This window comes from Sphingobium sp. UBA5915 (assembly GCF_002431195.1).
GTDB lineage: Bacteria > Pseudomonadota > Alphaproteobacteria > Sphingomonadales > Sphingomonadaceae > Sphingobium > Sphingobium soli.
Window position 1 is genome coordinate 1 of the sequence record NZ_DJDV01000064.1, and the last position, 25,701, is coordinate 25,701.

The window sequence follows — 25,701 nt, forward strand, 5'->3', positions numbered from 1 at the left end:
CGCGGACGCTCCAGCGCGCGCACAAGGGATAAAAGATGCTTACGATCGACAACCTCACCAATGAAATCGACGGAAAGCCTATTCTCAAGGGCTTGTCGCTCGCCATCAAGGCGGGTGAAATCCACGCGATCATGGGGCCGAATGGCGCTGGCAAATCGACGCTGGCCTATACTTTGGGTGGCCGTCCCGGCTATGAGGTGACGGGCGGAGACGCCTCCTTTGACGGTGTGAACTTGTTCAGCTTGGACCCCCACGAGCGTGCGGCTGCCGGGCTGTTCCTGGGTTTTCAATATCCGGTCGAAATTCCCGGCGTGTCCAACCTCCAATTCCTGCGCGAGAGCCTCAACAGCCAGAAGCGCGCACGCGGCGAAGCTGAACTCAATGGCGGCGAGTTCATTCGCCTAGCCAAGGAGAAAGCGGCGCTCTTGGGCCTCGACATGGACATGCTCAAGCGTTCGGTGAATGTCGGCTTTTCAGGCGGCGAAAAGAAGCGCGCCGAGATGGTGCAGATGGGCATTCTCGATCCCCGGCTCGCGATCCTCGACGAAACCGATTCCGGCCTCGACATCGACGCGCTCAAGATCGTGGGTGCCGGCATCAACGCGATCATGCGCAAGCCGGACAAGGCAGTGCTGCTCATCACCCATTATCAGCGGCTGCTCGATTATGTGAAGCCCGACTTCGTCCATGTCCTTGCCAGCGGCCGGATCGTGAAATCGGGCGGTCCGGAACTCGCGCTGGAACTGGAACGCGAAGGCTATGCGGAGGTTGTGGCAGCGTGACCGCGCTCGCTCTTCCCACGCGCCGCGACGAAGCCTGGCGCTATAGCGATCTGGATGCGCTCGCGAGTGTCTGGCCAGTGCCGGATGCGACCCGGATCACGGTTACGGCCGGCCAAAGCGCGCATGGGCATCTGTTGCAGGACGCCGCCACCGGTGCGGTGGCAGTGCACGACTATGTCATTGATATTGCGGACGGTGGGCGGTTCGATTTCCACCTGCTCAATATCGGCGGCAGGCTTGGACGAGTCACTTTCGCCGTCACGCTGGGGAAGGGCAGCCATTTCGAACTTAATGGCGCAATCATCGGGGGCGGCGATCAAACGCTGGAGATCGTGACCCAGGTCACCCACGCCCGGCCCGACGCGACCAGTGGCCAGACGATCCGGTCGATCCTGGGCCAGCGCGCTACCGGCAGTTATCTGGGCAGCATCAATGTCGCCCGCGACGCCCAGCGCACCGATGCGTTCCAGTCGGTGAAGGCAATGCTGCTTGATCGCACGGCCACCGCCAACGCCAAGCCGGAACTGGAAATCTTTGCCGACGACGTCAAATGCGCCCATGGCGCGACGGTCGGTGAACTGGATCGCCAAGCGCTGTTCTACATGGCAAGTCGCGGCATGGACCCGGCGACGGCCAAGACGCTGCTGCTCAAGGCGTTCGTCGCCGGCGTGTTTGACGATGTGAGCGACGAAGCGGTGAAGGACCGGCTGGAGGCTGCCGCGATCGCGAAGCTGGAGACGCTGGTATGACCGACCTCGCCCAGGGCCTGCGACTGCGCGACGATTTCCCCGGTGTCGGTGACTGGCATTATCTCGACAGCGCCGCGACCGCGCAAAAGCCCCAGGCGGTGATCGACGCTATCGCTCGTGCTTATGGAGCCGACTATGCGACCGTGCATCGCGGCGTCTATGAACGGTCGGCCAATATGACACTGGCCTATGAAGCCGCCCGGCGAAAGGTCGCGCAGTTCATCGGCGCGGCGTCGGATGCTGAGATCGTCTATGTCCGCGGCGCGACCGAGGGGATCAATCTGGTCGCGCAAAGCTGGGCGGGCACGCAACTCAAGGCCGGCGACCGCATCCTGCTGTCCACGCTGGAGCATCACAGCAATATCGTTCCCTGGCAGATCGTGGCCGAGCGGGTCGGCGCGCAGATCGATGTCGTGCCGCTGATGCGGGATGGCTGCATAGACCTCGACGCCATGGCGGCGATGATCACGCCCGCGCACAAGATGGTGGCGCTGGCCCATGTCTCGAACGTGCTGGGAAGCGTGCTCGACTGCCGCCGCGCGGCCGATATCGCCCATGGGGCGGGCGCGAAAATATTGATCGACGGATGCCAGGCCGTCCCGCGCCTCGCCGTGAATGTGGCCGCGCTTGATTGCGACTTCTACGTCTTTTCCGCCCACAAGCTTTACGGCCCGACCGGCATCGGTGTGCTGTGGGTGCGGCAGGACCTTTTGGACGCCATGCCTCCCTATCAGGGCGGCGGGTCCATGATCGACAAGGTGACGTTTGAAAAGACCACCTATGCGCCTGCGCCAACCCGGTTCGAGGCGGGGACGCCGCATATCACAGGCGTGGTCGGTCTGTCAGCCGCGATCGATTATGTGCAAGCCATCGGATTGGAGACGATCCACGCTCATGAATGCGCGCTCGTCGCCAAGGCGCGGTCCGCCCTGGACGACCTCAACAGCGTGCGGCTGTTCGGGCCGGAAAGCTCGGCTGGAATCCTCTCTTTTGAGGTTCAGGGGGTGCATCCGCACGATGTCGGCACCATATTGGACGAAGGCGGCGTCGCCATCAGGGCTGGCCATCATTGCGCCCAGCCGCTGATGCGTCATCTAGGCGTGGAGGCGACTGCGCGGGCCAGTTTTGGCCTGTATAGTGATGATGGCGATGTGGACGCGCTGGTGCAGGGCCTGGCGCGGGTAAGGAAGATTTTCGGATGACCGACGAACGCAGGATCATGGTCGAGGAAGTGGACGCCGTGGATGCGCCGCCCAAGGCGCGGGTCGATGCAGCGGAACCTGCTCCCCGCCAGCGCGACTATCTGGACGGATTTCTGACGCAGGCGCCCGCGCCGCAGCCCGCCGGTGAACCGGGCGGCGACGTCTATGAAGCGGTGATCGATGCGCTCAAGGAAATCTACGACCCGGAAATTCCGGTGAATATCTATGATCTGGGCCTGATCTATGGCGTGGATATCAACGAAGGCCATGTCGCCGTCACCATGACGCTGACGACCCCCCATTGTCCGGTGGCCGAATCCATGCCGGGCGAAGTCGAACTGCGCGTCGGCGCGGTGCCGGGGGTTGGCGACGCGGAAGTGAATCTCGTCTGGGACCCGCCATGGGACCCGCAGAAGATGAGCGATGAGGCCAAGCTCGAACTGGGAATGCTGTAATGACGACGGACACCAAAGCGCGCGCCCGCCCCGCGGCCGTCATCCTGACTCCCAATGCCGAGGCGCGGATCGCCGACCTGATGGCGCAGGCGCCCGAGGGCACTATTGGCGTCAAGTTGTCGACCCCCCGTCGTGGATGTTCAGGCCTTGCCTATTCGGTCGATTATGTGACCGAAGAGGCGAAGTTCGACGAGAAGATCGAAACGCCCGGCGGCACCTTCTACATTGATGGCGCGTCGGTTCTGTATCTTGTCGGATCGACCATGGATTGGGTTGAGGACGACTTCACCGCTGGATTTGTTTTCAACAATCCCAATGCCAAGGGCAGCTGCGGCTGCGGCGAAAGCTTCACGGTCTGATCTTCGGCGGCTGACCGTTTGATGCCGCACATGCTTATCCTGGGCATGGGATATAGCGCATCGCGACTGGCGGATCGGTTGCGTGGGGATGGCTGGCGCGTCACCGGCGTTCGGCGTGCCGCTGACGTTCAGGCTGGCATCCTCGCATTTGACGACGACAACGCCGTGCTCTGCGCTATCGCCACAGCTAGTCACATTCTGTCGTCCGTGCCGCCCTTAGGCGATCTGGATCCCGTGCTGCACCGCTACGGCTCGGCCATCACCACCGCGCCTGCCATCTGGACAGGCTATCTGTCCTCAACTGGCGTCTACGGCGACACGAACGGGGCGTGGGTGGATGAAAGCGCGCCGATCGGGCGCGGCCGTCGCACTGCGCGGGTGCAGGCGGATCAGGACTGGGGCGCGTTGCGTGTCGACATGCGGCGTTTCCGTCTGCCGGGCATTTACGGCCCGGGCCGCTCAGCGCTTGATCGAGTCCGCGCCGGGCGCGCGCATCGGATCGATCTGCCCAATCAAATTTTCAGCCGCATCCATGTCGATGATATCACGAAGGGCATTATCGCCTCGTTTGGAGGGCCGCCCGGCGTCTATAATCTGGCGGACGATCTGCCTTGCTCCCAAAACAGGGTCATCGAACTGGCATGTGATCTCACGACATTGCCGTGGCCACCGCTCCAGTCGCTCGACGCGGCGAAATTGTCCCCCATGGCGCGGGGCTTTTACGCCGAAAACCGCCGTGTCGCCAATGGGCGGGCCAAGCGTCTTTTGGGCTGGACGCCGGACTATCCGACCTATGTCGAGGGCTTGCGCGCCTGCCTCTGACAGACGGAACATGGTTTAGCCGTTGTTAACCTCTTCTGGCGACAAGCGGACATCGCTTCAGAAGGATAGCATGATGACCCGCTTCGACCAGGCATTCGCCGCAATTTCTGACCGGATGCTTATGCCGTCGGCCCAGCAGGCCAGGACGATTCAGGGATCCTCCCTATCCACCCTCATCGAACGGGTGAATAGCGCCAAGCAACGGTATCAGCCAGGACGACGCTAAGGGTTTTTCGAGCGCATGGCGACGACCATGCCAGCTACGGCCAGCACCGCTCCTGGCGCAGCGAAGCCGGTCCAGCGATACCCCTCGAGCAGCGTGGAGATAAGCATCGCGATCACCGGGATAAGCACGGCGGTATAGGCGGCCCGCCCCGCGCCGATCGTCTGAATCAACCGGAAGTAGAGCGGAAAGGTCACGACCGATCCGGCAATGCCCAGATAGGCGATGCCGGCCAGATAGCCAAGCCGCAACTCGATGACAGGGGGCCCCGCCGTGGCCCAGGCAAAGCCCGCATCGACCACCGCGCCAATCAGCATCGCCCACGCCAGCACCGCCATCATGGGGAGCCGCCGGGCAATGTCGGTGCCTTGCATGACATTGGCGACCGAAGCACTCAGCAGCCCCAGGATCGAGAAGGCTGCACCCAGCAGCACAGTGTCCGGCGCGACGTCGGCAGCGCGATATTCGTGGACCAGCATCATCACGATTCCCGTCATGGCGATCGCCGACCCAAGAACGAAGCCGCGTGTTACCGGCTGGCGAAAGGCGACATAGGCCAGTAACGAATTGGGGATCAACAACATCGCATAGATGACGGCCACGACACCGGATGTGAGGTGCTGCTCGGCGCGATAGACGAAGTTGAAGTTGAGCATGAACTGCGCGGTGCCCAGCAGGCCGGCAAACATCATGCCTGGCCCGCCGATGCGAAGCGAAACGCCCCGTATCCGTGCAAATATCGCCATGGCGATGCTGGCCAGCAAAAAGCGGTAGCAGACCGACCAGCTTGGAGGGACGGTGCCCAACTGATCCCTGATTACGATCCAGGTCGAACTCCAGATCAGCGTGACGAGCGCGAAGGGCAGCAAGATCCCTCTGGTTGTGTTTGTTGACACAGGAGCCGCGTCAGTCACAGTCACAGTTGGGCCAGCGCCGCAGCGAGCGGTGCGACGGCGGCCACATCCTGCGACCAGTTCGTGACCAATCGCGCCGCGCCTTCTCCCCAGTTGTGAAAATCAAAGTCCTGGGCACGCAAATTCGCGGCCTCTTCTGCCGTCAGGCGCACGAACAGCTCGTTGGCCTCGACAGGGTGCATCAATCGATTGCCAGCCCCTTTGGCGAGGGCCTGGGCCGCTGCATTGGCGGCGCTGGCATTGCGAAGCCACAGGCCATCTTCGATCATCGCCAGCAGTTGCGTGGCAAGATAGCGTCCCTTCGAAAACAGATGCCCTGAGCGCTTGCGCCAGCGCCGAGCCTCTGCTGCCCGATCCTGCGCCTGGGCGCCAAAGAAGAGCAGCGCCTCACCGATCATGCCGCCATTTTTCACGCACCCAAAGGACAGGGCGTTCACGCCTGCGCGCCACGTCAAGTCTGCCGGTGCGCAGCCCAGATGTGCCACGGCGTTGGCGAACCGGGCGCCATCCATATGCAACCCCAGGTCATGCGCCTTGGCGACATCCCCCAGCGCCGCGACCTCCTCTGGCGCGTAGACGAGACCGTATTCAGTGGCGTTGGTAATGCTGATGGCGCGCGCCGGCACCTGATGCACATCTGGTCTGATCGTTTTCAGCCGGTCGCGCACACTGTCCGGCGTCAGTTTCGCTCCGACGCCCGGCAGCGGCATCAGCGTCGCGCCGTGGGTGAAGAAACCCGGCGCGCCGCATTCGTCCACGACGATATGCGCCTCTTCATGCGCTATCACGCCGCCATAAGGGGGGCAAAGACAGGCGAGTGCGATGCTATTTGCTGCCGTTCCGCTCGCAACCCACAATGCTTGCACTTCGGTTTCGAAGAGCGTGGAAAAGGCATCGTCAAGCCGTGCGCTCCACGCGTCGCCGTCATAGCCATGATCCGCTCTGTCGGCAGCCGCAATGGCGGCCATCACCTCGGGGCAAACAGGCGTCGCATTATCGGAAAAAAAGTGCATGGTTTTGCGATAGCGAGCAGGCCGCCGGACGGGAAGGGGCCATCGGGAACAGGGTGGCCCTGCCCCTGGGTATTAGGTCAGTATAGATGACCAATTGTTTCCCGCGCCGCTCTGTGACATAGGCGGCCCATCCAATCCATGCACAAGGAGCCCTCTCCATGGACGTCGAGCAGAAATCGCGCTTCACCGTCACTCGCAGCAGCCAGGCTGTAGCAGCGGACCAGCGCGCGATCCTGCTTGCCGATCCGGGCTTCGGCCGCATTTTCACGGATCATATGGTGACCATCCGCTACACGGAAGGGCAGGGGTGGCACAGCCACATGGTGGGTCCCCGCGAACCGTTCCAGATCGATCCTGCCTGCGCGGTGCTGCATTATGCACAGGAAATATTTGAAGGCATGAAAGCCTATCGCCTGAGCGATGGCCAGATCGCCATGTTCCGGCCAGAGGAAAATGCTCGCCGTTTCGCGGAATCGGCTGAGCGCATGGCAATGCCGGCGCTGCCCGAGGACCTGTTTCTGGAAGCGGTCGCCGAACTGGTGAAGATCGACGCGGACTGGATTCCCGAAGGCGAGGGCAGCCTGTATCTGCGCCCCTTCCTGTTCGCGAGCGAGACGTTCCTGGGCGTGCGCCCGTCCAACGAATATATATTCTGCGTCATCGCCTCACCCGCCGGCGCCTATTTCAAGGGTGGCAGCAAGGCTGTGACCCTTTGGGTGTCGGAACATTATAGCCGTGCCGCGCGGGGCGGGACTGGCGCTGCCAAATGTGGCGGCAATTATGCCGCCAGCCTGATCGCGCAGAAGGAAGCGATCGGCCATGGCTGCGATCAGGTCGTCTTCCTCGATGCTGCCGAGAACAAGTGGGTCGAAGAACTGGGCGGCATGAACGTCTTTTTCGTCATGGACGACGGATCGATCATAACTCCCCCGCTCGGTGGCACCATCCTGCCCGGCATCACGCGCAATTCGATCATTCATCTGGCCCGCGCTAACGGTCATGATGTGCGCGAAGAGCCTTACAGCTTCATGCAATGGCGCGATGATGCCGCCAGTGGCCGACTACGCGAGGCCTTTGCCTGTGGTACGGCGGCAGTCGTCACGGCGATCGGCACGGTCAAGAGCAGCAGCGGTGAGTTCACGATCGGAAACGGCGATGGCGGGATCGTGACCGAAAAGCTGCGCGCCGAACTGACCGGTATTCAGCGCGGGACCGTCGCTGATCCGGCCGGCTGGGTGCACATGGTCTGATTTCTCGAAGTCCGCTGCGGGGCCGTCTTCCCATTTCCGGCGTCAGGACCTAAATACAAGGCATGGAACGCTACGACGTCGTCATCCTGGGCGGGGGTCTTGTCGGCCTCACCCTGGGCATCGCCCTTTCCGGCCATGGCGTGAAAACCGCCATTGTCGATCCTGCGGATCCTGTTGATACGACCGCCGCGGGTTTTGACGGACGGGTTTCGGCGATCAGTTCGACAAGCTATGCGATGCTCAAAGCGATTGGCGTGGCGCAGCATCTGGATGGCAAGGGTTGCCCGATCGATCGGATCTGGGTCAGCGACGGACTGGAACCGGGCGCACTGGATTTCGTGCCCGATGCCGATGACGGTCTGATGGGAACGATGTTTCCCAACCGAGATCTGCGGATCGCGCTGGCGCGGACGGCGGCGGAGGCCGACAATCTGACCCGCTATCAGCCCGATCGCGCGACGACCGTCGATCGGAGCAGCGATGGTGTAACACTGACGTTGCAGAATGGCGCGACTATCTGCACGCCCTTGCTGGTTGCGGCTGAAGGGCGCAACAGCCCCACGCGCGAAGCCGCCGGCATCCGCACGACCCGCTGGCAATATAGTCACACGGCTATGGTCACGGCGATCGACCATGACGTGCCGCACGCCAATACCGCCTACGAGATTTTCTATGTCGGTGGCCCCTTCGCCCTGCTGCCGATGCAGCCGGGGACTCGGTCGGCCGTTGTCTGGACCGTGCCGACGAACCAGGCACCAGCCATGCTCAAATTGTCGGAGCGTGCATGGCTGGCCGAGGCTCAGAAGCGAATGGGCGGTTTTCTGGGAGACATCAGGCTCGCCGGACCGCGCTCCTCCTACCCGTTGGGCTTTCATCACGCCGCGCGCATCACCGATACGCGACTGGCTCTGGTCGGGGACAGCGCCCATGCGATCCACCCCATCGCGGGTCAAGGGCTGAACCTGGGCTTCCGCGACGTCGCAGCATTGGTGGAGGTGCTGGTCGAGGGCATGCGCCTGGGCCTTGACCCCGGCGATGCGCAACTGCTCGCGCGCTACCAGCGTTGGCGCGGACTGGATGCTTTGATGACCAGCGTCGCCATGGACGGGCTGGTGCGTTTGTTCGACATTCCCGGCAAATTGCCCTCCCTTGTCCGTCGGGCGGGATTGGCGGCTGTCCAGCGCACGCCCATGCTCAAGGGGCGGTTCATGGCCGAAGCCCGGGGTCAATCGGGCGCCCTTCCGCGCCTGCTCGCCGGCGAACGGGTCTGACGCCCGCGCCCCTCTCCCATAAGGGTATTTCCTTCGGAAAGGGGCGGCTGCCAATGCGTAAGGCGCAAAAGGATGCGACCAAGCGTGAGCGCCAGCACGGTAAGTCCGATCGACTTTGTGCACTGGCATGACACCCTAAATGCGTGGCGGTGCCTTACGCGCGAACCCGAGCACTAGATTGGCGATGACGAGCATTGCCATGATCCAGTGCAAAGCGCGCGCGGCACCTTTGTAATGGGTCACGTCACGCTTCTTGTGTCAGGCGGGGCCAACAAGGTCGTGATCGGCATGATCGCTCACCCGCCCTGACGATTGGCGACAAGATTATCGACCACTGAAGGGTCCGCAAGGGTGCTGGTGTCGCCCAACGCCTGCGCCGATACTTCACCTTCGGCGATCTTGCGCAGGATACGGCGCATGATCTTGCCCGACCGCGTTTTGGGCAGGCCCGGCGCGAACTGGATCGCATCGGGGGTGGCAATGGGGCCGATTTCCCGGCGCACCCAATTTATCAGCGTCTTGCGCAGCTCGTCATTGGCTTCATCATCATTGTTGAGCGTCACATAGGCATAAATGCCCTGACCTTTTATATCATGGGGGAAGCCTACCACCGCCGCCTCCGCTACGCTTTCGTGCAGCACCAGCGCGCTTTCGACTTCCGCCGTCCCCATGCGATGACCCGATACGTTGATGACATCGTCGACCCGGCCCGTGATCCAATAATAGCCGTCGGCATCCCGCCGTGCGCCGTCCCCGGTCGTATATTTGCCCGGGAAAGTCGTGAAATAGGTCTGGAAGAAGCGATCATGATCGCCCCAGACCGTCCGCATCTGCCCCGGCCAGCTTTGCGCGATGACCAGATTGCCTTCGGTCGCGCCATCCAGCACCTTGCCTTCGGAATCGACGATCTGCGGCACCACGCCAGGCATGGGCAGGGTCGCTGATCCGGGCTTCAGGTCGGTGGCGCCGGGCATGGGCGCGATCATCGCTCCGCCCGTTTCCGTCTGCCACCAGGTGTCGATGATCGGGCAGCGATCCTCGCCAACCACATGATGATACCAGCGCCAGGCCTCTGGATTGATCGGCTCACCGACCGTCCCCAGCAGGCGTAGTGATGCGCGGCTGGTCGCCTTCACATGATCGTCGCCTTCTTTCATCAGCGCGCGCAGCGCGGTGGGGGCGGTGAACAGGGTCTGGACCTGATGCCGGTCCACGATCTGCCAGATGCGCGCTGACGTAGGATGATTGGGTACGCCTTCGTACATCAGCGTCGTCGCCCCGTTGGCGAGCGGCCCATAGACGATATAGGTGTGGCCCGTGACCCAGCCTATATCGGCGGCGCACCAATAGACATCCCCCGGCCGATAGTCGAAGCACAGTTCATGGGTGAGGCTGGCCCAAAGCAGATAGCCGCCGGTCGTATGGAGCACCCCTTTGGGCTTCCCGGTGGACCCGGAGGTGTAGAGGATGAACAGCGGATCTTCCGCCTGCATGGGTTCGGCCGGGCAATCGGCCGCGACCTTTTCGGCTTCTTCATGCAGCCAAACGTCGCGGCCTTCCGCCATGACGACGTCACCACCGGTCGCCTTTATCACGATCACCGACTTGACGCTGGGACAGTCCTTCAGCGCAGCATCGACATTGGACTTGAGCGCCACCTTTCTGCCTGCACGGCATCCTTCATCGGCGGTCACAACGATGGTGGAGTCGCAATCCTGAATGCGGCCACACAGTGCATCGGGAGAAAAGCCGCCGAAAACCACCGAATGGATCGCGCCTATCCGCGCGCAGGCCAGCAAAGCGAATGCCGCTTCCGGGATCATCGGCAGATAGATGGTGATTCTGTCGCCCTTCTTCGCGCCGGCTGCTTTCAACACATTGGCGAAGCGACACACTTCGGCATGGACCTGCCGATAGCTGTAACGGCGCGGTTCGGCATCAGGGGAATCGGGTTCCCAGATGATCGCGGTCTGGTCACCCCGCTCGTCGAGATGCCGATCGATGCAGTTGACACTGACGTTCAAAACGCCATCCGCGAACCATTTGATGCCGAAATCGGCTTCTGCAAAACTGCTTTCGTTGGCCCGCGTCGGTGGCGTCATCCAGTCCAGTCGCCCCGCGCGGTCCAGCCAATAGGCGTCGCTGTCCTCGACCGAACGGGCGTAATCGGCTTCGCGCTTGCCCCGATCCATATAGGCTCCCTCGGCCCAGGCTTGCGGCACGGGGAAGAAATCTTCGGGCATCAGCTATCCTTTCCAAGGCAAAACCGGTTTTCGTTGCCCTTCTATCGTCGGCTTTCCCTCGCCGAAAGGGGCGAGGCAGACCCTGGCCGCCATCCTTTTGGCCAATGTCCTTGTTCGGAGGGTACGCCAGCCGTCGCTTTGCGGCTTCCCCCGCAGCGCTCGTGCGCCTAACAGACACTTTCTATGTGGCTGCTCTATCAATTTCCTCTCTGTCCTTTTTCCCGCAAGGTCCGGCTGTTGCTGGGCGAAAAGGGCATTGGCTATGATCTGGTGCGCGAATCGCCATGGGCGATGCGCGACGAATTTCTGGATCTTAATCCCGCCGGCCTGACTCCGGTCATGACGGATCAGGAACGGGGCATTACCCTGCTCGACAGCCAGGCGATCTGCGAATATTTCGAAGAGACGGTGGAGAAAGTGCCGCTGATTTCCGGCACCGCTGCCGGTCGCGCTGAAGTCCGCCGACTCACCGCCTTTTTCGACCAAAGTTTCTATGGCGACGTGGTCGGCCCGCTTTTGCATGAGCGCATGAAGAAAAGGCTGATCGAACGCGCGCCGCCCGACGCCCGAGTATTGCGCGAAGCGATGAAGCGAGCGAACGTCCATATGGATTATATGGACTATCTGCTCGATCACCGCAGCTGGATGGCCGGCGGCACCCTCAGCCTGGCGGATATCGCCGCCGCGGCGCATCTGTCAGTCGCCGATTATCTGGGGGGCATCGACTGGGCCGGCCATGAGCCGGTGCGGCGCTGGTATGCCGGGTTCAAGTCCCGACCGTCTTTCCGTCCGCTTCTATCCGAACGGATGGAGGTCATCACGCCGCCGCCGCATTATGAGAAGCCTGATTTCTAAACCCTCGCGGCTTTCGTTGCTGCCCGAAAGGATGGTCACTCTGTTTCGGCGGCCAGGTAAACCCGGTTGCGGCCATGTTCCTTGGCCAGATAGAGCGCGCGATCAGCAGCCTTGAGCGCGGCGCGGGGATCGTCATAGGCCAGCACATTGGCAACGCCCGCCGAAAAGCTGACCCTGTCCATCCGCTCGCCATTGGTGCGATTGACAAGGCTGCGGCTGGCTAGGTCTTCGCGAACGTCATCCACCGCTTCGCATGTTTCCGCTGCTGTCTTGCCCCGGAATAGCATCACGAATTCCTCACCGCCATGGCGCGCGACATGACAGCGATCATCCGACACCTTGGCGAGGAGTCCCGCCACGAATTTCAACACCCGATCGCCGGTATCATGTCCGTGAGTGTCGTTGATCACCTTGAAATGGTCGATGTCGCAGAAGGCGATGGACAATGATTCGCCCGCAGCCTGAGCCTCCGCCACTTCGTCCCGCAACCGCGCTTCAAAGGCGCGGCGGTTGGGGAGACCGGTCAGATGGTCTTGCTCCGCGGCGCGGCGCGCGGTTTCCAGACTGGATTTAAGCGCCTGCGTCTGCTTCTGGTTTTCCCGCAGCTGTGTTTCCACGGCCCGTGTTTTTTCCACCATCGAGCGCGTCAACCCGACCAGGCGCGCCAGCACCGGCTCGCCCTCGGCAACGTCAGCCAGATCCTTCGCCTGCTCCTGCAATGCCGCGCCATAGTCCTTCGCTGACTTGCGCGATTCGTGCATGAGGCCGGTGAACTGATCGAGATTTTCCTCCACCTTGTCCAACATGGTGGCGAGCGATTCGGGCGTGACCTCATCCGCGCGCTGTTCAGCGGCCAGGGTTTCGAGCCAGCCGTTGGTGATCTTGCCGCGTTCCATCATGACGGCGCGGATGGCTTTTTCGACGCCGATATTCGCGCCGGTCAGATAATCGAGCGCGACGCTGAAATTTATGGCGGTCAGATCCAGGTCATGGGCGAAGAGGAAGTCGCCAATGTCGGCATAAAGTTGGCGCCGTCGGTTGATTTCGCGATTGGCGGCGGTGCCGGCCCGCGGCCGGGGCGCAGTTTCCGCGTCTTGCGACTCTTCCGCTCGCCCGGAAAGTCCCTTTGCCCACCGGGTCAGGCGGTCGGTCAGCCCATGTTGCGCATTGGCGGTGGAAGGTGGTGCCCCGATCATGACCTTCATAACGGCCGCGCAAGGAGAGGCTTAAATGCGCGGCAACAAGAATCCTGTTGCCTTGCGCAGCCTAGATTTCAGCGGCCACCAGCCAGTCGCGAAAGATGCGCACCGCGCGCGTCTGAAGCGCGCGGGGCCGGCACACGAAGAAATAGCGATAGGGGCTTTCGACATGAATGGGGAACAGCCGCACGAGCCGGGGGTCCCTGGACTGCTCGAAATGGCTGGCGTGCATGACGGCTACGCCCAGCCCTTGCGCTGCCGCTTCCAGCATAAGCTGGCCCGAGTCATAATTGTCCACGGCCAGCGGTTGCAGGTCGGGCAGGCCGGCCGCTTCCTTCCAGGCGTCAAAGGACAAGGCCATGTCGCGGTGGAGCAGGATCGTCTGCTGCGCCAGTTCCTCGGGGGACTTGAGCGCCTGCGGCCCTTCCAGCAACTGCCGGCGACCGATCAGATACACCTGCTCATGGTCCAGCTCATGCGCGTAAAGCGCAGAGTCAATGTCTTTGGCCATCAGGACGATCGCGGCATCCAGTCCTTCGCCCAGCCGCGCAACGGCGTGGGGCGTCGTTTCGATGTCGATGTGCAATTGCGGGTGCTGCTGACGCAGCCGACCAAGATGCGGGAACAGGCGCTGTGTCGCAAACAGCGGCATGACCGCCAGCCGCAAGCGCAGTTGATTGCCGCCGCTCTGGATATTTTCCAGCGCCTGGCTGAGCGAATCCAGCGCTGGCGCGATGTCGTCGAGCAGCCGCTGGCCATCGATGTTGATCTCCAACGCCTGATGCTTGCGGTCGAACAAAGGCCGCCCGATGAATCGCTCGAGCGCCTGAACCCGGCGACTGAGCGCGGGCGTCGACAGGGCGAGTTCCTCCGCAGCAGCCTTGACGGAGCCAAGGCGAGCGACCTGAACAAAGGCCTCCAGGGCCGTAAGGGGCGGCAATCTGCGCATACTATGTTACTATTCCGAAGCCGATCCGCTGCGCCGCGTCAATTCTCTTTATCGAACGGCGCGCTTCCCGGTTCCAAGCATCCTGTCGACAATGAGCAGGAAAATGCGAAAAATGGCAAGATGCATTTTTTGCAACTTGATCCTTCATTTCGCACTTGCGAAATATCTCGTTGCGACGCACATAGAATGAGCCTTTCAGGCATCCTCTCCTAAAACTTTACGGGCTGGCTCATTGAGCTGGCCCTTTTTTTGTTCTTTCTCTTGGTGGCGACAGGGTCTTTCCGACCGGCTTCACGTTCCCTATCTCGTTTCGACACGAACGATGGGGAAGCCGCGTGGCTGATCAGGAACAAACAGGACGCAGGATACAGGTCGCCAATGCACGTCCGGAGGATGCGGGGCGCGGATTGGCGCGCCTGCCCTTGGCGGTAATGGCCCAGTTGCAGTTGAGCGAAGGCGACGTCATCGAAATCGTCGGCAAACGCAATACGCCCGCGCGCGTGGTGCGGCCGTACAAAGAGGATGAAGGGCTTGACGTTCTTCGTCTCGATGGATTGCAGCGCGCAAACGCGGGCGTTGGGTCCGGCGATTTCGTCCAGATCAGCAAGGCCGAACCCAGGGCGGCACAGCGCGTTGTGTTCGCGCCTGCACAAAATAATCTGCGCCTTCAGGGCAATCCTGAGGCCTTGAAGCGGGTTTTCTATCAACGTCCGCTCGCGTCGGGCGATGTTGTCGCTACCGCCGGCCAGCAGCAGGTGCCGCCCGGCGATATGCCGCCTCAGCTGCGCCAGATGCTGGCCGCGCCGGCCTACGCGCTGCAGGAAATCCGGCTGGTTGTGGTGTCGACAACGCCCAAGGGCATCGTTCACATCGACGCGGACACCGAAGTCGAATTACGCGCCGAATATGAGGAACCGCGCGAATCCCGTCGCGCCGACGTAACCTATGACGATGTCGGCGGCATGGCCGAGACGATCGACCAGTTGCGCGAAATGGTCGAACTGCCGCTGCGCTATCCTGAACTGTTCGAACGGCTGGGCGTCGACCCGCCAAAGGGCGTCTTGCTGCATGGGCCGCCGGGGACAGGCAAAACCCGGCTTGCGCGCGCGGTCGCCAACGAATCGGAAGCCGAATTTTTCCTGATCAACGGCCCGGAAATCATGGGTTCGGCCTATGGCGAGTCCGAAAAGAAGTTGCGCGAGATTTTCGAGGAAGCGGCCAAGGCCGCGCCTTCGATCCTGTTCATCGACGAGATCGACTCGATTGCGCCCAAGCGCGGCAATGTGACCGGCGAGACGGAAAAGCGGCTGGTCGCGCAACTGCTGACGCTGATGGACGGGCTGGAGCCGCGCACCAATCTGGTGGTCATCGCGGCGACCAATCGGCCCGAGGCGATCGATGAGGCATTGCGCCGCCCCGGTCGCTTTGATCGGGAGATCGTGGTCGGCGTTCCCGATGAGCGCGGACGCCGGGAAATATTGGGGATCCATACCCGCGGCATGCCGCTGGGCGATCGGGTCGACCTGACCGAACTTGCGCGCATGACCTACGGCTTCGTCGGTGCCGACTTGGCGGCACTCACGCGCGAGGCCGCGATCGAAGCGGTGCGCCGTTTCATGCCGCGCCTCAATCTGGAGGAAGGCACGATCCCGGCCGACGTGCTGGAGGAACTGTCGGTCACGCGCGAGGATTTCATGTCCGCGATCAAGCGCGTCCAGCCGTCGGCGATGCGGGAAGTGATGGTGCAGGCACCCAACATCGGTTGGGCTGACATCGGTGGGCTGGACGATGCGCAGATGCGCCTCAAGGAAGGCGTCGAACTGCCGCTCAAGGACCCGGATGCGTTCCGCCGGATCGGCATTCGTCCGGCCAAGGGTTTCCTCCTCTACGGACCACCGGGAACCGGCAAGACGTTGCTAGCCAAGGCGGTGGCCCGCGAGGCGCAGGCGAACTTCATCGCCACCAAGTCGAGCGATCTTCTCAGCAAATGGTATGGCGAAAGCGAACAGCAGATCGCCCGCTTGTTCGCACGCGCGCGGCAGGTGGCGCCGACGGTCATCTTCATCGACGAACTGGACAGTCTTGTCCCGGCACGGGGTGGCGGGCTTGGTGAACCGGCGGTGACAGAGCGGGTGGTGAACACGATCCTGGCCGAGATGGACGGCCTGGAGGAATTGCAATCCGTGGTCGTGATCGGCGCGACCAACCGGCCGAACTTGGTCGATCCTGCGCTGTTGCGGCCCGGCCGGTTCGACGAGCTCGTCTATGTGTCGGTGCCGCAGGAAGCGGGCCGTCGCCGCATCCTCGACATCCATACGCGCAAGATGCCGTTGGCTGACGATGTCGATCTGGACATGCTGGCGCATCGGACTGAGCGCTTCACCGGCGCGGACCTGGAAGACCTTGCGCGGCGCGCGGGGCTGATTGCGCTGCGTCAGTCGCTGTCCGTCGATGCGGTCACAATGGCGCATTTCGAAGCGGCGCTGGACGAAACTCGCGCGTCCGTCACGCCTGAGATGGAACGGGAATATGAACAGATTCAGGCGACGCTGAAGCAGAACGCGATGCAACTGGATCCGATCGGCTTCGTGTCGCCCGGCATGTTGCGCGCCCGAGAACGCTAGGATCGTGCGGATGATGGAATGAACACTTCCGTCATCCGCACGTTACCGCCCCATGACCCGCAAAGCCGCTTGCCAGCGGACCCTGATTTTGCGAGTCCGAAACGAAAATGACAGACAGGCGGTTTTAATGGCGTCCCTTCCCTTCAAGGACAAGCATAAGACAGGTTTCAAAAGCACCCGCAGTGGCTCCTTCCTGAAGCAGTGGAACATCTTCTTCCGCCAGTTCCTGAAGCATCCCGGCATGATCGGTTCGGTAATCCCGTCGTCCCGCGCCTTGGTCGACGCTGTGCTGGAACCGGTGGATTGGGAACGGACGCGGTTGTTCGTGGAATATGGGCCGGGCGTCGGCACCTTCACCCGCCCGATCCTGGAGAGGATGCACCCCGATGCGACGTTGATCGCGATCGACCTCAATCTGGATTTCGTGGCCTGGCTTGACGCTCAGATAGACGACCCCCGGCTGCGCGTGGTGCATGGGTCGGCAATCGATGTGCGCCGCTTCATCCGCGAAGCAGGGTATCAGCAGGCTGATTATGTCGTGTCCGGGTTGCCCTTTTCGACCTTGCCCGACGGGGTGGGCGCGGCGATCTGCGCCGAGACGCGTGCGGCGCTTCGGCCAGGCGGAGAGTTTTTGATCTATCAATATTCCCGCTTTGTGATGCGCCTTTTGACCCCGGTCTTCGGCGCGATCAGCGATCGGCTGGAATGGCGCAACATTCCGCCCTGCCGCGTCATTCGCGCAACCAGTGACGAGGCGCTGGCCCAGGCGGCCTGACACCGTAAAAATTCCTCGACGCCCGCTTCAACGTTCGCGCCGCCATAACGATTGACTCGGCCTTTTATGTGGAGGACGACGGTCCGGGGCAATATGTGGGGCTGGCGATGGCATCGGCTGTCGGGACTGACGCGCAATGGGCGGACATTTTTCTAGGCGCCGCGCTGGAGCCGCATCGGTGGGAAGAGGCGCTGAGCGCCATGGCGCGGGCCACCGGATCGCACCATGGCCAGATGGTGGGCTTTGGTCCGGCGGGCGCTGCGTTCAATTGGATCAGTGATGTCGATCCGGCCATCATACCGGCCAGCCTTTCCATAGATCATGGATCGCCGGGCCTGAATTATCGGGTCGGCGCCGACCTGCTGCGGGACAGGCCAGATATCGTGCATGAAGCGCATTACGACATAGCGCGCCAGAGCTTGCACGCAGCGGACTATCTGGACCTGTGCGCCGATTTCGACATTTTCGACGGATGCCAGACGCGTCTGCATCAGGGGCGGGACGCGATGATCGGCCTGGCCCTGCTGCGGTCCGCGAAGGACGGCCGCACCACGCAGGAACAACGTGACCTGTTCGGGGAGATCGCGGATCACGCCCGCACGGCCGTGCGATTGCAGCAGGCGGTCGAACGGCAAGGATTTGCGCTGCTGGCGGGCACGTTCGAGGCGATGGACCGCGCCTGCTGGCTGATCGACGCGGCTGGCCGGGTAGGCGGCATGACGCCGGCGGCAGACGCGCTGCTGTGCGCCGGTGCCTTGCGGCTGGCCGAAGGATATTTGTTGTGCGACCGAGGCGAAGACAGCCGCGCGCTGAACCAGTCGGTGCGCGCCGTTCTGGGCGTGCCGGCACGGGCTGGAGATCCGGTTATCCTGACGGATAGGGAGGGCAATGTTCAATTGTCGATCGAATGCTACCCGCTCCCTGCGCGCCCATGGGCACTGCCCTTCGCTCCGCGCGCGATCATCGTCGCGCGCACCGGCGCGCCTGCCAATCGTCAGGCGGAGATCCTGATCCGCATGTTCCGACTGACGCCGGCAGAGGCGGATATTGCCGTGCGGATCGCATCCGGCCAGAGCCGGCAGCAGGTGGCCGCCGCGCGGATGGTGAGCGCGGAGACGCTCAAGGTGCAGTTGCGCAGCATCTACGACAAGACCGGATGCGGCCGGGAGGCGCAGCTGGTGCGGCTCGTGGGTCTTCTGACGCAGTAGCGATGCGGGCCTTACCCCCATTGGGGTATGCGCAAGCCTGCGCGAATCGCTAGGAGAGTCTGCGTGACAGCTTGGCTGTCTGTCGGCAGCCGGATCATATGCGACCCATGGTCCGGCCGCCGGCCTTTGGCTCGCCTGCCTTTCATGCTAAGCCGCCGCGCAATGGACCGGCGAGACATGCGATGAATGACCTGACACAGACCCCCGAAATGCTGATTGCGACAATGGGCGCACGGGCGCGCCGCGCGGCTGTGACCATTGCGCAGGCAAGTGACGCGCAAAAGGCCGATGCACTGCGCCGCGCCGCGCAGGCGGTGCGGGACCAGGCGCCGGCGATCATCGCCGCCAACGCGCGGGACATGGACAATGCCGCCGCTAATGGCCTGTCCGCCGCGATGCTCGACCGGCTGAAGCTGGACGAGGATCGTATTGCGGGCGCGGCCGCGGGCGTGGAACAGGTCGCGGCGCTGCCCAGCCCGCTGGGATCGGTCATTGATCGGCAGGTGCGGCCCAACGGGCTGGAGCTAAGCCGGGTGCGCGTGCCGCTGGGGGTGATCGGCATCATTTATGAAAGCCGGCCCAATGTGACTGCTGACGCCGCGGCGCTGTGCCTGCGGGCGGGCAATGCGGTGATCCTGCGCGGCGGCAGCGAGGCGAAGGAAAGCAATCGCGCCATCCATGCCGCGATGCTGGAGGGGATCGTTGCGGCGGGCCTGCCGGCCGAAGTCGTGCAACTGGTCCCCACGACCGATCGCGCGGCCGTGGGCGCGCTGCTCAAGGCGGCGGAGTTTGTCGACCTGATCGTCCCGCGCGGGGGCAAGAGCCTGGTCGCGCGGGTGCAGGAGGAAGCGCGGGTGCCCGTGCTGGCGCATCTCGATGGGATCAACCACAGCTATGTCGATGGCGCGGCGGACCCGGCGATGGCGGAAAAGCTGGTGGTGAACGCCAAGATGCGTCGGACCGGCATTTGCGGATCGACCGAGACAGTGTTGATCGACCGGGCCTATCGCGAAGCGCCGGCGCTGGTGCGTGCGCTGATCGGGGCGGGATGTGAAGTGCGCGGCGATGACGCGGTACAGGGCATGGACGCGCGAGTGAAGCCGGCGCAGGAGGCGGACTGGGATACCGAATATCTGGACGCGATCGTGTCGATCCGGATGGTGGATGGCGTGGAGGATGCGATTGCCCATATCGCCGCCCATGCCAGCCACCACACCGACGCCATCATCACCGATGACGGCGCGCGGGCCGAGCGGTTCCTCAACGCAGTCGATAGCGCCATCGTGATGTGGAACGCATCGACCCAGTTCGCCGATGGCGGCGAATTCGGGCTGGGCGCCGAGATCGGCATTTCGACCGGGCGGTTGCATGCGCGCGGGCCGGTCGCCCTGGAGGGGCTGACGACGTACAAGTGGATCGTTCGGGGGACGGGGCAGGTTCGTCCCTGAGCCGCAGGCTGTTTTTCGCGACAGCAAGCGCGACATATGCAAGCATAGGGCATTTCGTTAGTTAGCTAACGAAACATAGGATCAGGCTTTGGCGATCGCGTCGATCGCCTTGAGCTTGTCCAGCATCGGGCCGACCCAGTCGAGCGGCAGCATGACCGGGCCGTCCGATGGCGCATTGTCGGGATCATCATGCGCTTCGGCAAAGATGGCGGCGACGCCGGCCGCCACCGCGCTGCGCGCGAGAAGCGGCGCATAGTCGCGCTGGCCACCCGATGCTGAGCCGAGCCCGCCGGGTTGCTGAACCGAATGGGTGGCGTCGAATATCACGGGATAGCCGGTCTGCGCCATCACCGGCAGCGCGCGCATATCGCTGACCAATGTATTATAGCCGAAACTTGCGCCGCGTTCGGTGAGCAGGATGCGATCATTGCCGGTCGAGGCGACCTTCTGCGCCACCGCCGCCATGTCCCAGGGGGCGAGAAATTGACCCTTCTTGACGTTGATGACTGCGCCGGTGCGACCGGCAGCCAGCAGCAGATCGGTCTGGCGGCAGAGAAAGGCGGGGATCTGGAGGATGTCGACCGCCTGCGCGGCTGCCTCCACCTGATCGGGGCCATGAATGTCGGTCAGCACCGGGCAGCCGAGCGACGCCTTGACCTCCGCCAGGATGGCAAGGCCTGCATCGATGCCAACGCCGCGCTTGCCAGATACCGATGTGCGGTTCGCCTTGTCGAAGCTGCTCTTGAAGATGAAGGGCACGCCAGCCCGCGCCGCGATGCGCGCCAGCGCGTCGGCCATGAACAGCGCATGGTCGCGGCTTTCAATCTGGCAGGGGCCGGAAATCAGGACGAAGGGCAGGTCGTTGCCGATGGTGATCGGGCCGACCGTGACATGGCGAGGGGTGGTCATGGCGCGATCATTTGGGCGCTTTTGCAAAGCGGCGCAACAATTGCCCGCGCCACAGCCCCTTGCCGGGATGATAATTCCAGCAGAACCAGCCAAAGGCGAGGCAGGCGAGCAGCGAGGGCAGCGCCATCGGATCGCCGTTGGATTTCATATGGCGATAAAATTCCAGATCCGCGCGCCAGCGGTCGCGCTCGCTGCCGCCGCCATTGATGCCATAGAGATTGTCATGACGCCGGCAGCCGACATTGCGGTTGTATTTCCGGTGGTCGATGAAATAGCAGTAATCGCGTTCGGGCGTGTTCATGCCCCGATTAGGGCGGCGGTGTTGGAAAAGTTCAAGCGTAAAGTCTTTTACCTCGGCGGTTTCGATCCGCGCGGCGTCCGTTTCTATCACCAGCTCTATCGCGAGCAGGCGGTGCGTTATGCCGCGCTGACCGGCGAAGCCGTGACGGTAAGCGGGCGGCAGGCGGGCGATGCGGGCGCGGCGGTGTCGGCGCGCTGGCGCGTGGAGAACGCGACCGCCGGGGTCGAGATTGACTATGAATATCTGCGCTGGGAAGATGTGATCGGCAAGGTGTGGATCCGCAATCCCCTGGCGCTCGCGCTCAAATCGGCGCGCGCCTATGCGGGCCATGCCCGGCACATGGATTTTGCGCGGATGCGGCGGCTGCGCAAGGGGCCGGTCATCACCATCCTCTATCCGCCAATCCTGGCGGTGCTGATCCCGCTGTTGCTGGCGCTGGTCCCGGCGCTGATCCTGGCATTGGCCTTGCCCTGGTGGGCGGCGGCGATCATCGGCATCGCTGTGAGCGCGCTATTGTCCGGGCGCATTCTGGCCAAGCTGGTCGTGCCCTGGCTGCTGCGGTTCATGACCTATCATGGCGCGCTGGCGGCGCAGGGGCCGGGCGCGGCGCTGGACGGGCGGATCGACGCCTTCGCGCAGCGGATCGCGGCGGCGCTGGATGGCGACTGGGACGAGGTGCAGCTGGTGACGCACAGCGCCGGCACGATTTTGGGCATGCGGCTGTTGCGCCGGGTGATCGCCCTGCGCGGCGGAACGCTGCCCGACCGGTTCGTGATGCTCGGGCTGGGGCAGGTGGTTCCGGTGATCGCGCTGCGGCGGGACGCGCACTGGTATCATGAGGATCTCAAGGCGCTGGCGGATGCGCCGTTCCGTTATGTCGACATCAGTTCGCCGCCCGATGGCGCGGCCTATTTCGACGTGAACCCTTTCCGGCTGGTCGCCCCCGCTTATGCGGCGCGGGTCGATATGCTCTCGCCGCGCTTCCATCTCTTTTACGAGCCACACAATTATCATGGCGGCTGGTCGAACAAATATGAGGCGCATTTCGACTATCTGCGCGTGGGCGACCGGCTGTCGCCGCTGGACTTCATCAGCCTGACCGCGGGCCGCCGCAGCGTGGATGAGGCCGTCGCCGCCTTCAGGACGATCGCATGACCGAGATTTTCACCCCGCCCTATCCCCGGCCGCCCCGCAGCAAGCGGGGGTTGGTGAAGCGATTCCTGCGCGGCTGGCACAGCTGGATCCATGTGCTGTTCGACAAAAGCTATACGATGAAGATGGGCGAGATCCGCCTGCCGGGGCGGACCATGTATATCGCCAACGAATTGCCGCTGGTGGACAGAATATTGCGCGGCGGCACTGCCTTTCCCAAGCATAGCGAACTGGTCCGCAACCTCGATCCGCTGATCGGCAATTCGGTCTTTTCGGCCAATGGCGCGGATTGGGAAAGCCAGCGGGCCATGGTCAATCCGGCCTTTGCCCATACCGCGCTCGGGCGGTCGATGCCGCTGATGGTCGCGGCGGCGGATGATCTGGTCGCGCGGATCGAGGCGGCGGCGCAAGACGGCGGGCCGGTCGATATCGACCCCATGATGACCCATGTGGCGGCTGATATCATATTTCGCACCTTGTTCAGCCAGACGCTGGACGCGGAGCGATCCAACATCATCCACAGCGCCTTCGGCCGGTTCCAGCGGCTGGCGCATTCAGCATCGATGCTGCGGCTCTATGGCCTGCCCGCCGGCTGGTTCGAGAAACGATCCAAAGGTCCGGCGCGGGCGATCCATGACGTGTTCCGGCCGATCGTCGAGGCGCGCTACGCGGGCTTTCATGGCGAGGGAGAGGCCGGGACGCGGGACATCCTGCAATCGCTGATCGAGGCGAAGCATCCCGAAACGGGCGCGCATTTCACCTGCGAAGAGGTGATGGAGCAGGTATCGACCATCTTCCTGGCGGGGCATGAGACGTCGGCGAGCACCATGACCTGGGCGCTCTATATGCTGGGCGAATGCGGCCACATCCAGACGAGGGTGCGCGAGGAGGTGGCGCGGGTGGCGGGCGGCCAGCCGCTGACCGGCGCGATGCTCAAGGACATGAGCCAGCTGCGCAATATCTTCAAGGAAACGCTGCGGCTTTATCCGCCGGTGTCCTTCCTCCCGCGTGAGGTGACGTGCCCGATGGACATGCGCGACAAGCATCTGGAGGCAGGCGCGATGCTGGTGGTCGCGCCGTGGCTGACGCAGCGGAACAAGGATAATTGGGCCTGTCCGCATGCGTTCGATCCCGACCGGTTCGAAGATCCGGCCAATGCGGAGATGGCGAAGCAGGCCTGGTTCCCCTTTGGCCGGGGGCCGCGCGTGTGCGTGGGCGCAGGCTTTGCCCAGCAGGAGGTGATGACGGTGATCGCCAGTGTCGTGCGGCGCTTCGCCATCAGCGTGCCGGCAGGATTCACGCCCGAGCCGATCAGCCGACTGACGATCCGGCCCCGGACGGGCATGCCGCTGCTGTTTGCGCCGATCAGCTGAGCGCCGGTTCGTCTTCCGGCGCGACATCGACCATGACGGACTGGCTCTGGCCCGCGCCGCCGACGAACAGGCCGTCCATCGGCGCGACATCGGCATAGTCGCGGCCCATGGCGACGAAGAGATGCCCGTCGCCCGTGATGCAGCCATTGGTAGGATCAAAGCCGATCCAGCCGCGCGTCGGCCCGCACCAGAGCATGACCCAGGCGTGCATGGCGTCGGCCCCGACCAGGCGCGGCATGCCCGGCGGCGGCAGGGTGCGCAGATAGCCGCTGACATAGGCGGCGGGCAGGCCGGCCAGACGCAGCGCGATCACCATCACATGGGCGAAATCCTGGCACACGCCATGGCGCGCGGCGAAGGCGTCGGCGACCGGCGTGTCGGCATCGGTAACCCCAGGGCGATAGGCGAAGGCATGCTGGATATGCAGCGCGAAGTCCAGCGCGGCGGTGACGATGGGCGCATCGGCCGCAAGGTGCGCGCTCGACCAGTCGCCGATTGCCGCCAGCATCGGCGTGCGCGCGCCGGCATAAAGATAATGGGCGGGCGCTGTCGGCCCCATAGTGCGGTCCACCATCGCCGCTTGCGCCACTGCGCCGACCGTCGGATCGGCGGCCTGCGGCGTGATGTCGCCGCCCTGCACGCCGCAGCGGAACCGGCTTTCGATGCTGAGCTGCCAAATCGGGCTTTCGATCACGAGGCGGGCAACGGTGACAGGCCAGCCGCCGGGACGGGTTTCGACCAGCGCAGGGGCAGGATCGACATCCAGACGATAGTCGGACGTCCACTGGCCGGGCCAGGGCGCGGGTTGCAGGCGCAGGTTGAAGCGGGCGAGGCGCACTGGCGCGGCGTAGCGCAGGATCGTGCGATGGCGGACCTGATAGATCATGCCAGTATCTCGGCACTTTCCGTTTTGCGAAGCTGAAGGAAATAGCGCTGCCCGATCGCGTCGGAAAGGGCGAGTAGCCGGCGTTCGGCATCCGCGATATGATCCATGGTCAGCATGTCGCCGGTCAGGGGTTTAAGCTGCGCGACCAGCGCGTCGGCGATACGGCGCGGTTCTTCGGGCATGCCGTCGGCGCGCAGCGTTGGCAGCGCGGCGACATGCTCGGCCAGGCGCAGCGTCTGCCAGGCCAGCGCGCGGGGATTGAACGGCTCCAGCGCAACAAGGTCGCGCACCGGCGCAAGCGCGGGACCGGCAAGATAGCGGGTACGGTAGCTGATCTGGCTGTCCATCAGGTCGAGGAGGACAAGAAGGTCATCGTCCGACGCCTGATCGCCGCCGAATTGGCCGATCAGGCGACAGCCGGTGATCGCCCGCTCCAGTCGCCGGCCCATGTCGTGGAAGCGCCAGCCATCGCCGCGCGCCATATTTTCCGCCGCGAGGCCAGAGAGCGCCGAGATACGCTCGATCATGCGGGACGAGGCGTCGAGCAGCGTTTCCGTGACCGCGCCTTCGAAGGCGGGCAGCGGCAGGCGAACGAGCCGCCAGACGTCGCTCGCCAGGCGATCGCGCAGGCCTTCGCCGATATTGGCCACGGTCGCCATCAGCGCGCGGACGCTGCCGGGCTGGCGCGCATCGCCCAGCGCGGTGGCGCAGAGCGCGCCGATGGCGGCCCCCGGCGCGC

At 63.6% G+C, this 25,701-nt stretch carries 24 protein-coding genes; 15 read left to right on the forward strand and 9 right to left on the reverse strand.

Features of this window, described 5'->3' with window-relative positions; all coding sequences use genetic code 11:
• Positions 1-35: 35 nt before the first annotated feature.
• Genes sufC through B2V90_RS10950 form a run of 6 tightly spaced genes read left to right on the forward strand, consistent with a single transcriptional unit; the run spans position 36 to position 4,369 of the window.
• Positions 36-782 (forward strand): Fe-S cluster assembly ATPase SufC, encoded by a 747-nt coding sequence (gene sufC / locus B2V90_RS10925; RefSeq protein ID WP_228221457.1) that lies wholly within the window; start codon positions 36-38, stop codon positions 780-782.
• Positions 779-1,531, forward strand: coding sequence for a SufD family Fe-S cluster assembly protein (locus B2V90_RS10930; RefSeq protein ID WP_228221459.1), 753 nt, complete (start codon positions 779-781; stop codon positions 1,529-1,531). Before sufC ends, B2V90_RS10930 begins: the two co-directional genes overlap by 4 nt.
• A complete protein-coding gene (locus B2V90_RS10935) occupies positions 1,528-2,733 on the forward strand; it encodes a cysteine desulfurase (protein WP_228221460.1) in 1,206 nt (401 codons plus the stop codon). Before B2V90_RS10930 ends, B2V90_RS10935 begins: the two co-directional genes overlap by 4 nt.
• On the forward strand, positions 2,730-3,188 hold the full coding sequence (locus B2V90_RS10940; RefSeq protein ID WP_009823342.1) for an SUF system Fe-S cluster assembly protein: 459 nt from the start codon (positions 2,730-2,732) through the stop codon (positions 3,186-3,188). The genes B2V90_RS10935 and B2V90_RS10940 overlap by 4 nt, the downstream gene beginning before the upstream one ends.
• Positions 3,188-3,547 (forward strand): HesB/IscA family protein, encoded by a 360-nt coding sequence (locus B2V90_RS10945; RefSeq protein WP_228221461.1) that lies wholly within the window; start codon positions 3,188-3,190, stop codon positions 3,545-3,547. Before B2V90_RS10940 ends, B2V90_RS10945 begins: the two co-directional genes overlap by 1 nt.
• Positions 3,548-3,568: 21 nt before the next feature.
• Positions 3,569-4,369 carry an SDR family NAD(P)-dependent oxidoreductase gene (locus B2V90_RS10950; RefSeq protein ID WP_228221463.1) on the forward strand — a complete coding sequence of 267 codons (801 nt, stop codon included), beginning with the start codon at positions 3,569-3,571 and terminating at the stop codon, positions 4,367-4,369.
• A gap of 222 nt (positions 4,370-4,591) precedes the next feature.
• Here the strand turns inward: B2V90_RS10950 and B2V90_RS10955 are convergent, their stop codons facing one another.
• Both B2V90_RS10955 and B2V90_RS10960 read right to left on the reverse strand, forming a co-directional pair.
• Positions 4,592-5,461, reverse strand: coding sequence for a DMT family transporter (locus tag B2V90_RS10955; RefSeq protein ID WP_266103069.1), 870 nt, complete (start codon positions 5,459-5,461; stop codon positions 4,592-4,594).
• 47 nt (positions 5,462-5,508) lie between these two features.
• Positions 5,509-6,519 (reverse strand): threonine aldolase family protein, encoded by a 1,011-nt coding sequence (locus tag B2V90_RS10960; RefSeq protein WP_228221466.1) that lies wholly within the window; start codon positions 6,517-6,519, stop codon positions 5,509-5,511.
• A 158-nt stretch (positions 6,520-6,677) separates the two neighbouring features.
• On the opposite strand from B2V90_RS10960, the gene B2V90_RS10965 reads away from it, so the two are divergent.
• Both B2V90_RS10965 and B2V90_RS10970 read left to right on the forward strand, forming a co-directional pair.
• A complete protein-coding gene (locus tag B2V90_RS10965) occupies positions 6,678-7,769 on the forward strand; it encodes a branched-chain amino acid aminotransferase (RefSeq protein WP_228221470.1) in 1,092 nt (363 codons plus the stop codon).
• 62 nt (positions 7,770-7,831) lie between these two features.
• Positions 7,832-9,040: a UbiH/UbiF/VisC/COQ6 family ubiquinone biosynthesis hydroxylase gene (locus tag B2V90_RS10970; protein ID WP_228221471.1), complete on the forward strand. Its 1,209-nt coding sequence runs from the start codon at positions 7,832-7,834 to the stop codon at positions 9,038-9,040.
• A 296-nt stretch (positions 9,041-9,336) separates the two neighbouring features.
• Here B2V90_RS10970 and acs read toward each other — a convergent pair whose 3' ends face one another.
• Complete coding sequence (gene acs / locus B2V90_RS10975; protein WP_228221472.1) at positions 9,337-11,283, reverse strand: acetate--CoA ligase; 1,947 nt, start codon at positions 11,281-11,283, stop codon at positions 9,337-9,339.
• Positions 11,284-11,466: 183 nt separating this feature from the next.
• Here acs and B2V90_RS10980 point away from each other — a divergent pair, with 183 nt between their 5' ends.
• Complete coding sequence (locus tag B2V90_RS10980) at positions 11,467-12,138, forward strand: glutathione S-transferase family protein (protein ID WP_009823351.1); 672 nt, start codon at positions 11,467-11,469, stop codon at positions 12,136-12,138.
• Between the two features lie 35 nt (positions 12,139-12,173).
• Here the strand turns inward: B2V90_RS10980 and B2V90_RS10985 are convergent, their stop codons facing one another.
• On the reverse strand, positions 12,174-13,334 hold the full coding sequence (locus tag B2V90_RS10985; protein ID WP_228221475.1) for a GGDEF domain-containing protein: 1,161 nt from the start codon (positions 13,332-13,334) through the stop codon (positions 12,174-12,176).
• A gap of 70 nt (positions 13,335-13,404) precedes the next feature.
• Positions 13,405-14,286, reverse strand: coding sequence for a LysR substrate-binding domain-containing protein (locus B2V90_RS10990; RefSeq protein WP_009823353.1), 882 nt, complete (start codon positions 14,284-14,286; stop codon positions 13,405-13,407).
• 335 nt (positions 14,287-14,621) lie between these two features.
• On the opposite strand from B2V90_RS10990, the gene B2V90_RS10995 reads away from it, so the two are divergent.
• The 4 genes from B2V90_RS10995 (at position 14,622) to B2V90_RS11010 (ending at position 20,341) form a co-directional block, all read left to right on the forward strand.
• Positions 14,622-16,910 (forward strand): CDC48 family AAA ATPase, encoded by a 2,289-nt coding sequence (locus B2V90_RS10995; protein WP_228221476.1) that lies wholly within the window; start codon positions 14,622-14,624, stop codon positions 16,908-16,910.
• Between the two features lie 127 nt (positions 16,911-17,037).
• Complete coding sequence (locus B2V90_RS11000; protein WP_228221478.1) at positions 17,038-17,685, forward strand: class I SAM-dependent methyltransferase; 648 nt, start codon at positions 17,038-17,040, stop codon at positions 17,683-17,685.
• Between the two features lie 107 nt (positions 17,686-17,792).
• Positions 17,793-18,893: a helix-turn-helix transcriptional regulator gene (locus B2V90_RS11005; RefSeq protein WP_228221543.1), complete on the forward strand. Its 1,101-nt coding sequence runs from the start codon at positions 17,793-17,795 to the stop codon at positions 18,891-18,893.
• A gap of 182 nt (positions 18,894-19,075) precedes the next feature.
• Positions 19,076-20,341 (forward strand): glutamate-5-semialdehyde dehydrogenase, encoded by a 1,266-nt coding sequence (locus tag B2V90_RS11010; protein WP_228221481.1) that lies wholly within the window; start codon positions 19,076-19,078, stop codon positions 20,339-20,341.
• 81 nt (positions 20,342-20,422) lie between these two features.
• Here the strand turns inward: B2V90_RS11010 and kdsA are convergent, their stop codons facing one another.
• Together kdsA and B2V90_RS11020 are read right to left on the reverse strand one after the other, a co-directional pair.
• Entirely contained in the window at positions 20,423-21,250 is an 828-nt protein-coding gene (kdsA, locus tag B2V90_RS11015) for a 3-deoxy-8-phosphooctulonate synthase (RefSeq protein WP_228221482.1), read from the reverse strand.
• Between the two features lie 7 nt (positions 21,251-21,257).
• Positions 21,258-21,551: a hypothetical protein gene (locus B2V90_RS11020; RefSeq protein ID WP_009823360.1), complete on the reverse strand. Its 294-nt coding sequence runs from the start codon at positions 21,549-21,551 to the stop codon at positions 21,258-21,260.
• Between the two features lie 21 nt (positions 21,552-21,572).
• Between B2V90_RS11020 and B2V90_RS11025 the strand changes: the two genes are divergently transcribed.
• Positions 21,573-22,706: a hypothetical protein gene (locus B2V90_RS11025; protein ID WP_228221483.1), complete on the forward strand. Its 1,134-nt coding sequence runs from the start codon at positions 21,573-21,575 to the stop codon at positions 22,704-22,706.
• Positions 22,703-24,076, forward strand: a complete 1,374-nt coding sequence (locus B2V90_RS11030) for a cytochrome P450 (protein WP_228221484.1) — start codon at positions 22,703-22,705, stop codon at positions 24,074-24,076. Before B2V90_RS11025 ends, B2V90_RS11030 begins: the two co-directional genes overlap by 4 nt.
• Here the strand turns inward: B2V90_RS11030 and B2V90_RS11035 are convergent.
• Both B2V90_RS11035 and B2V90_RS11040 read right to left on the reverse strand, forming a co-directional pair.
• Positions 24,069-24,962 carry a transglutaminase family protein gene (locus tag B2V90_RS11035; RefSeq protein WP_228221486.1) on the reverse strand — a complete coding sequence of 298 codons (894 nt, stop codon included), beginning with the start codon at positions 24,960-24,962 and terminating at the stop codon, positions 24,069-24,071. The genes B2V90_RS11030 and B2V90_RS11035 overlap by 8 nt on opposite strands.
• Positions 24,959-25,701, reverse strand: a 743-nt coding sequence (locus B2V90_RS11040) for an alpha-E domain-containing protein (protein ID WP_293921267.1), incomplete at its 5' end; no start/stop codon positions are given. The genes B2V90_RS11040 and B2V90_RS11035, both read right to left, overlap by 4 nt.

What these genes read in the sequence shown, in the direction of transcription:
- B2V90_RS10960 (WP_228221466.1), bottom strand. Translation starts at nt 6,519, where the DNA reads ATGCACTTTTTTTCCGATAATGCGACGCCTGTTTGCCCCGAGGTGATG.
- B2V90_RS10935 (WP_228221460.1), top strand. Translation starts at nt 1,528, where the DNA reads ATGACCGACCTCGCCCAGGGCCTGCGACTGCGCGACGATTTCCCCGGT.
- B2V90_RS11035 (WP_228221486.1), bottom strand. Translation starts at nt 24,962, where the DNA reads ATGATCTATCAGGTCCGCCATCGCACGATCCTGCGCTACGCCGCGCCA.
- B2V90_RS10950 (WP_228221463.1), top strand. Translation starts at nt 3,569, where the DNA reads ATGCCGCACATGCTTATCCTGGGCATGGGATATAGCGCATCGCGACTG.
- kdsA (WP_228221482.1), bottom strand. Translation starts at nt 21,250, where the DNA reads ATGACCACCCCTCGCCATGTCACGGTCGGCCCGATCACCATCGGCAAC.
- B2V90_RS11000 (WP_228221478.1), top strand. Translation starts at nt 17,038, where the DNA reads ATGGCGTCCCTTCCCTTCAAGGACAAGCATAAGACAGGTTTCAAAAGC.
- B2V90_RS10940 (WP_009823342.1), top strand. Translation starts at nt 2,730, where the DNA reads ATGACCGACGAACGCAGGATCATGGTCGAGGAAGTGGACGCCGTGGAT.
- B2V90_RS10985 (WP_228221475.1), bottom strand. Translation starts at nt 13,334, where the DNA reads ATGATCGGGGCACCACCTTCCACCGCCAATGCGCAACATGGGCTGACC.
- acs (WP_228221472.1), bottom strand. Translation starts at nt 11,283, where the DNA reads ATGCCCGAAGATTTCTTCCCCGTGCCGCAAGCCTGGGCCGAGGGAGCC.
- B2V90_RS11010 (WP_228221481.1), top strand. Translation starts at nt 19,076, where the DNA reads ATGAATGACCTGACACAGACCCCCGAAATGCTGATTGCGACAATGGGC.
- B2V90_RS10945 (WP_228221461.1), top strand. Translation starts at nt 3,188, where the DNA reads ATGACGACGGACACCAAAGCGCGCGCCCGCCCCGCGGCCGTCATCCTG.
- B2V90_RS10990 (WP_009823353.1), bottom strand. Translation starts at nt 14,286, where the DNA reads ATGCGCAGATTGCCGCCCCTTACGGCCCTGGAGGCCTTTGTTCAGGTC.
- B2V90_RS10965 (WP_228221470.1), top strand. Translation starts at nt 6,678, where the DNA reads ATGGACGTCGAGCAGAAATCGCGCTTCACCGTCACTCGCAGCAGCCAG.
- sufC (WP_228221457.1), top strand. Translation starts at nt 36, where the DNA reads ATGCTTACGATCGACAACCTCACCAATGAAATCGACGGAAAGCCTATT.
- B2V90_RS11030 (WP_228221484.1), top strand. Translation starts at nt 22,703, where the DNA reads ATGACCGAGATTTTCACCCCGCCCTATCCCCGGCCGCCCCGCAGCAAG.
- B2V90_RS11005 (WP_228221543.1), top strand. Translation starts at nt 17,793, where the DNA reads ATGGCATCGGCTGTCGGGACTGACGCGCAATGGGCGGACATTTTTCTA.
- B2V90_RS10970 (WP_228221471.1), top strand. Translation starts at nt 7,832, where the DNA reads ATGGAACGCTACGACGTCGTCATCCTGGGCGGGGGTCTTGTCGGCCTC.
- B2V90_RS11020 (WP_009823360.1), bottom strand. Translation starts at nt 21,551, where the DNA reads ATGAACACGCCCGAACGCGATTACTGCTATTTCATCGACCACCGGAAA.
- B2V90_RS10980 (WP_009823351.1), top strand. Translation starts at nt 11,467, where the DNA reads ATGTGGCTGCTCTATCAATTTCCTCTCTGTCCTTTTTCCCGCAAGGTC.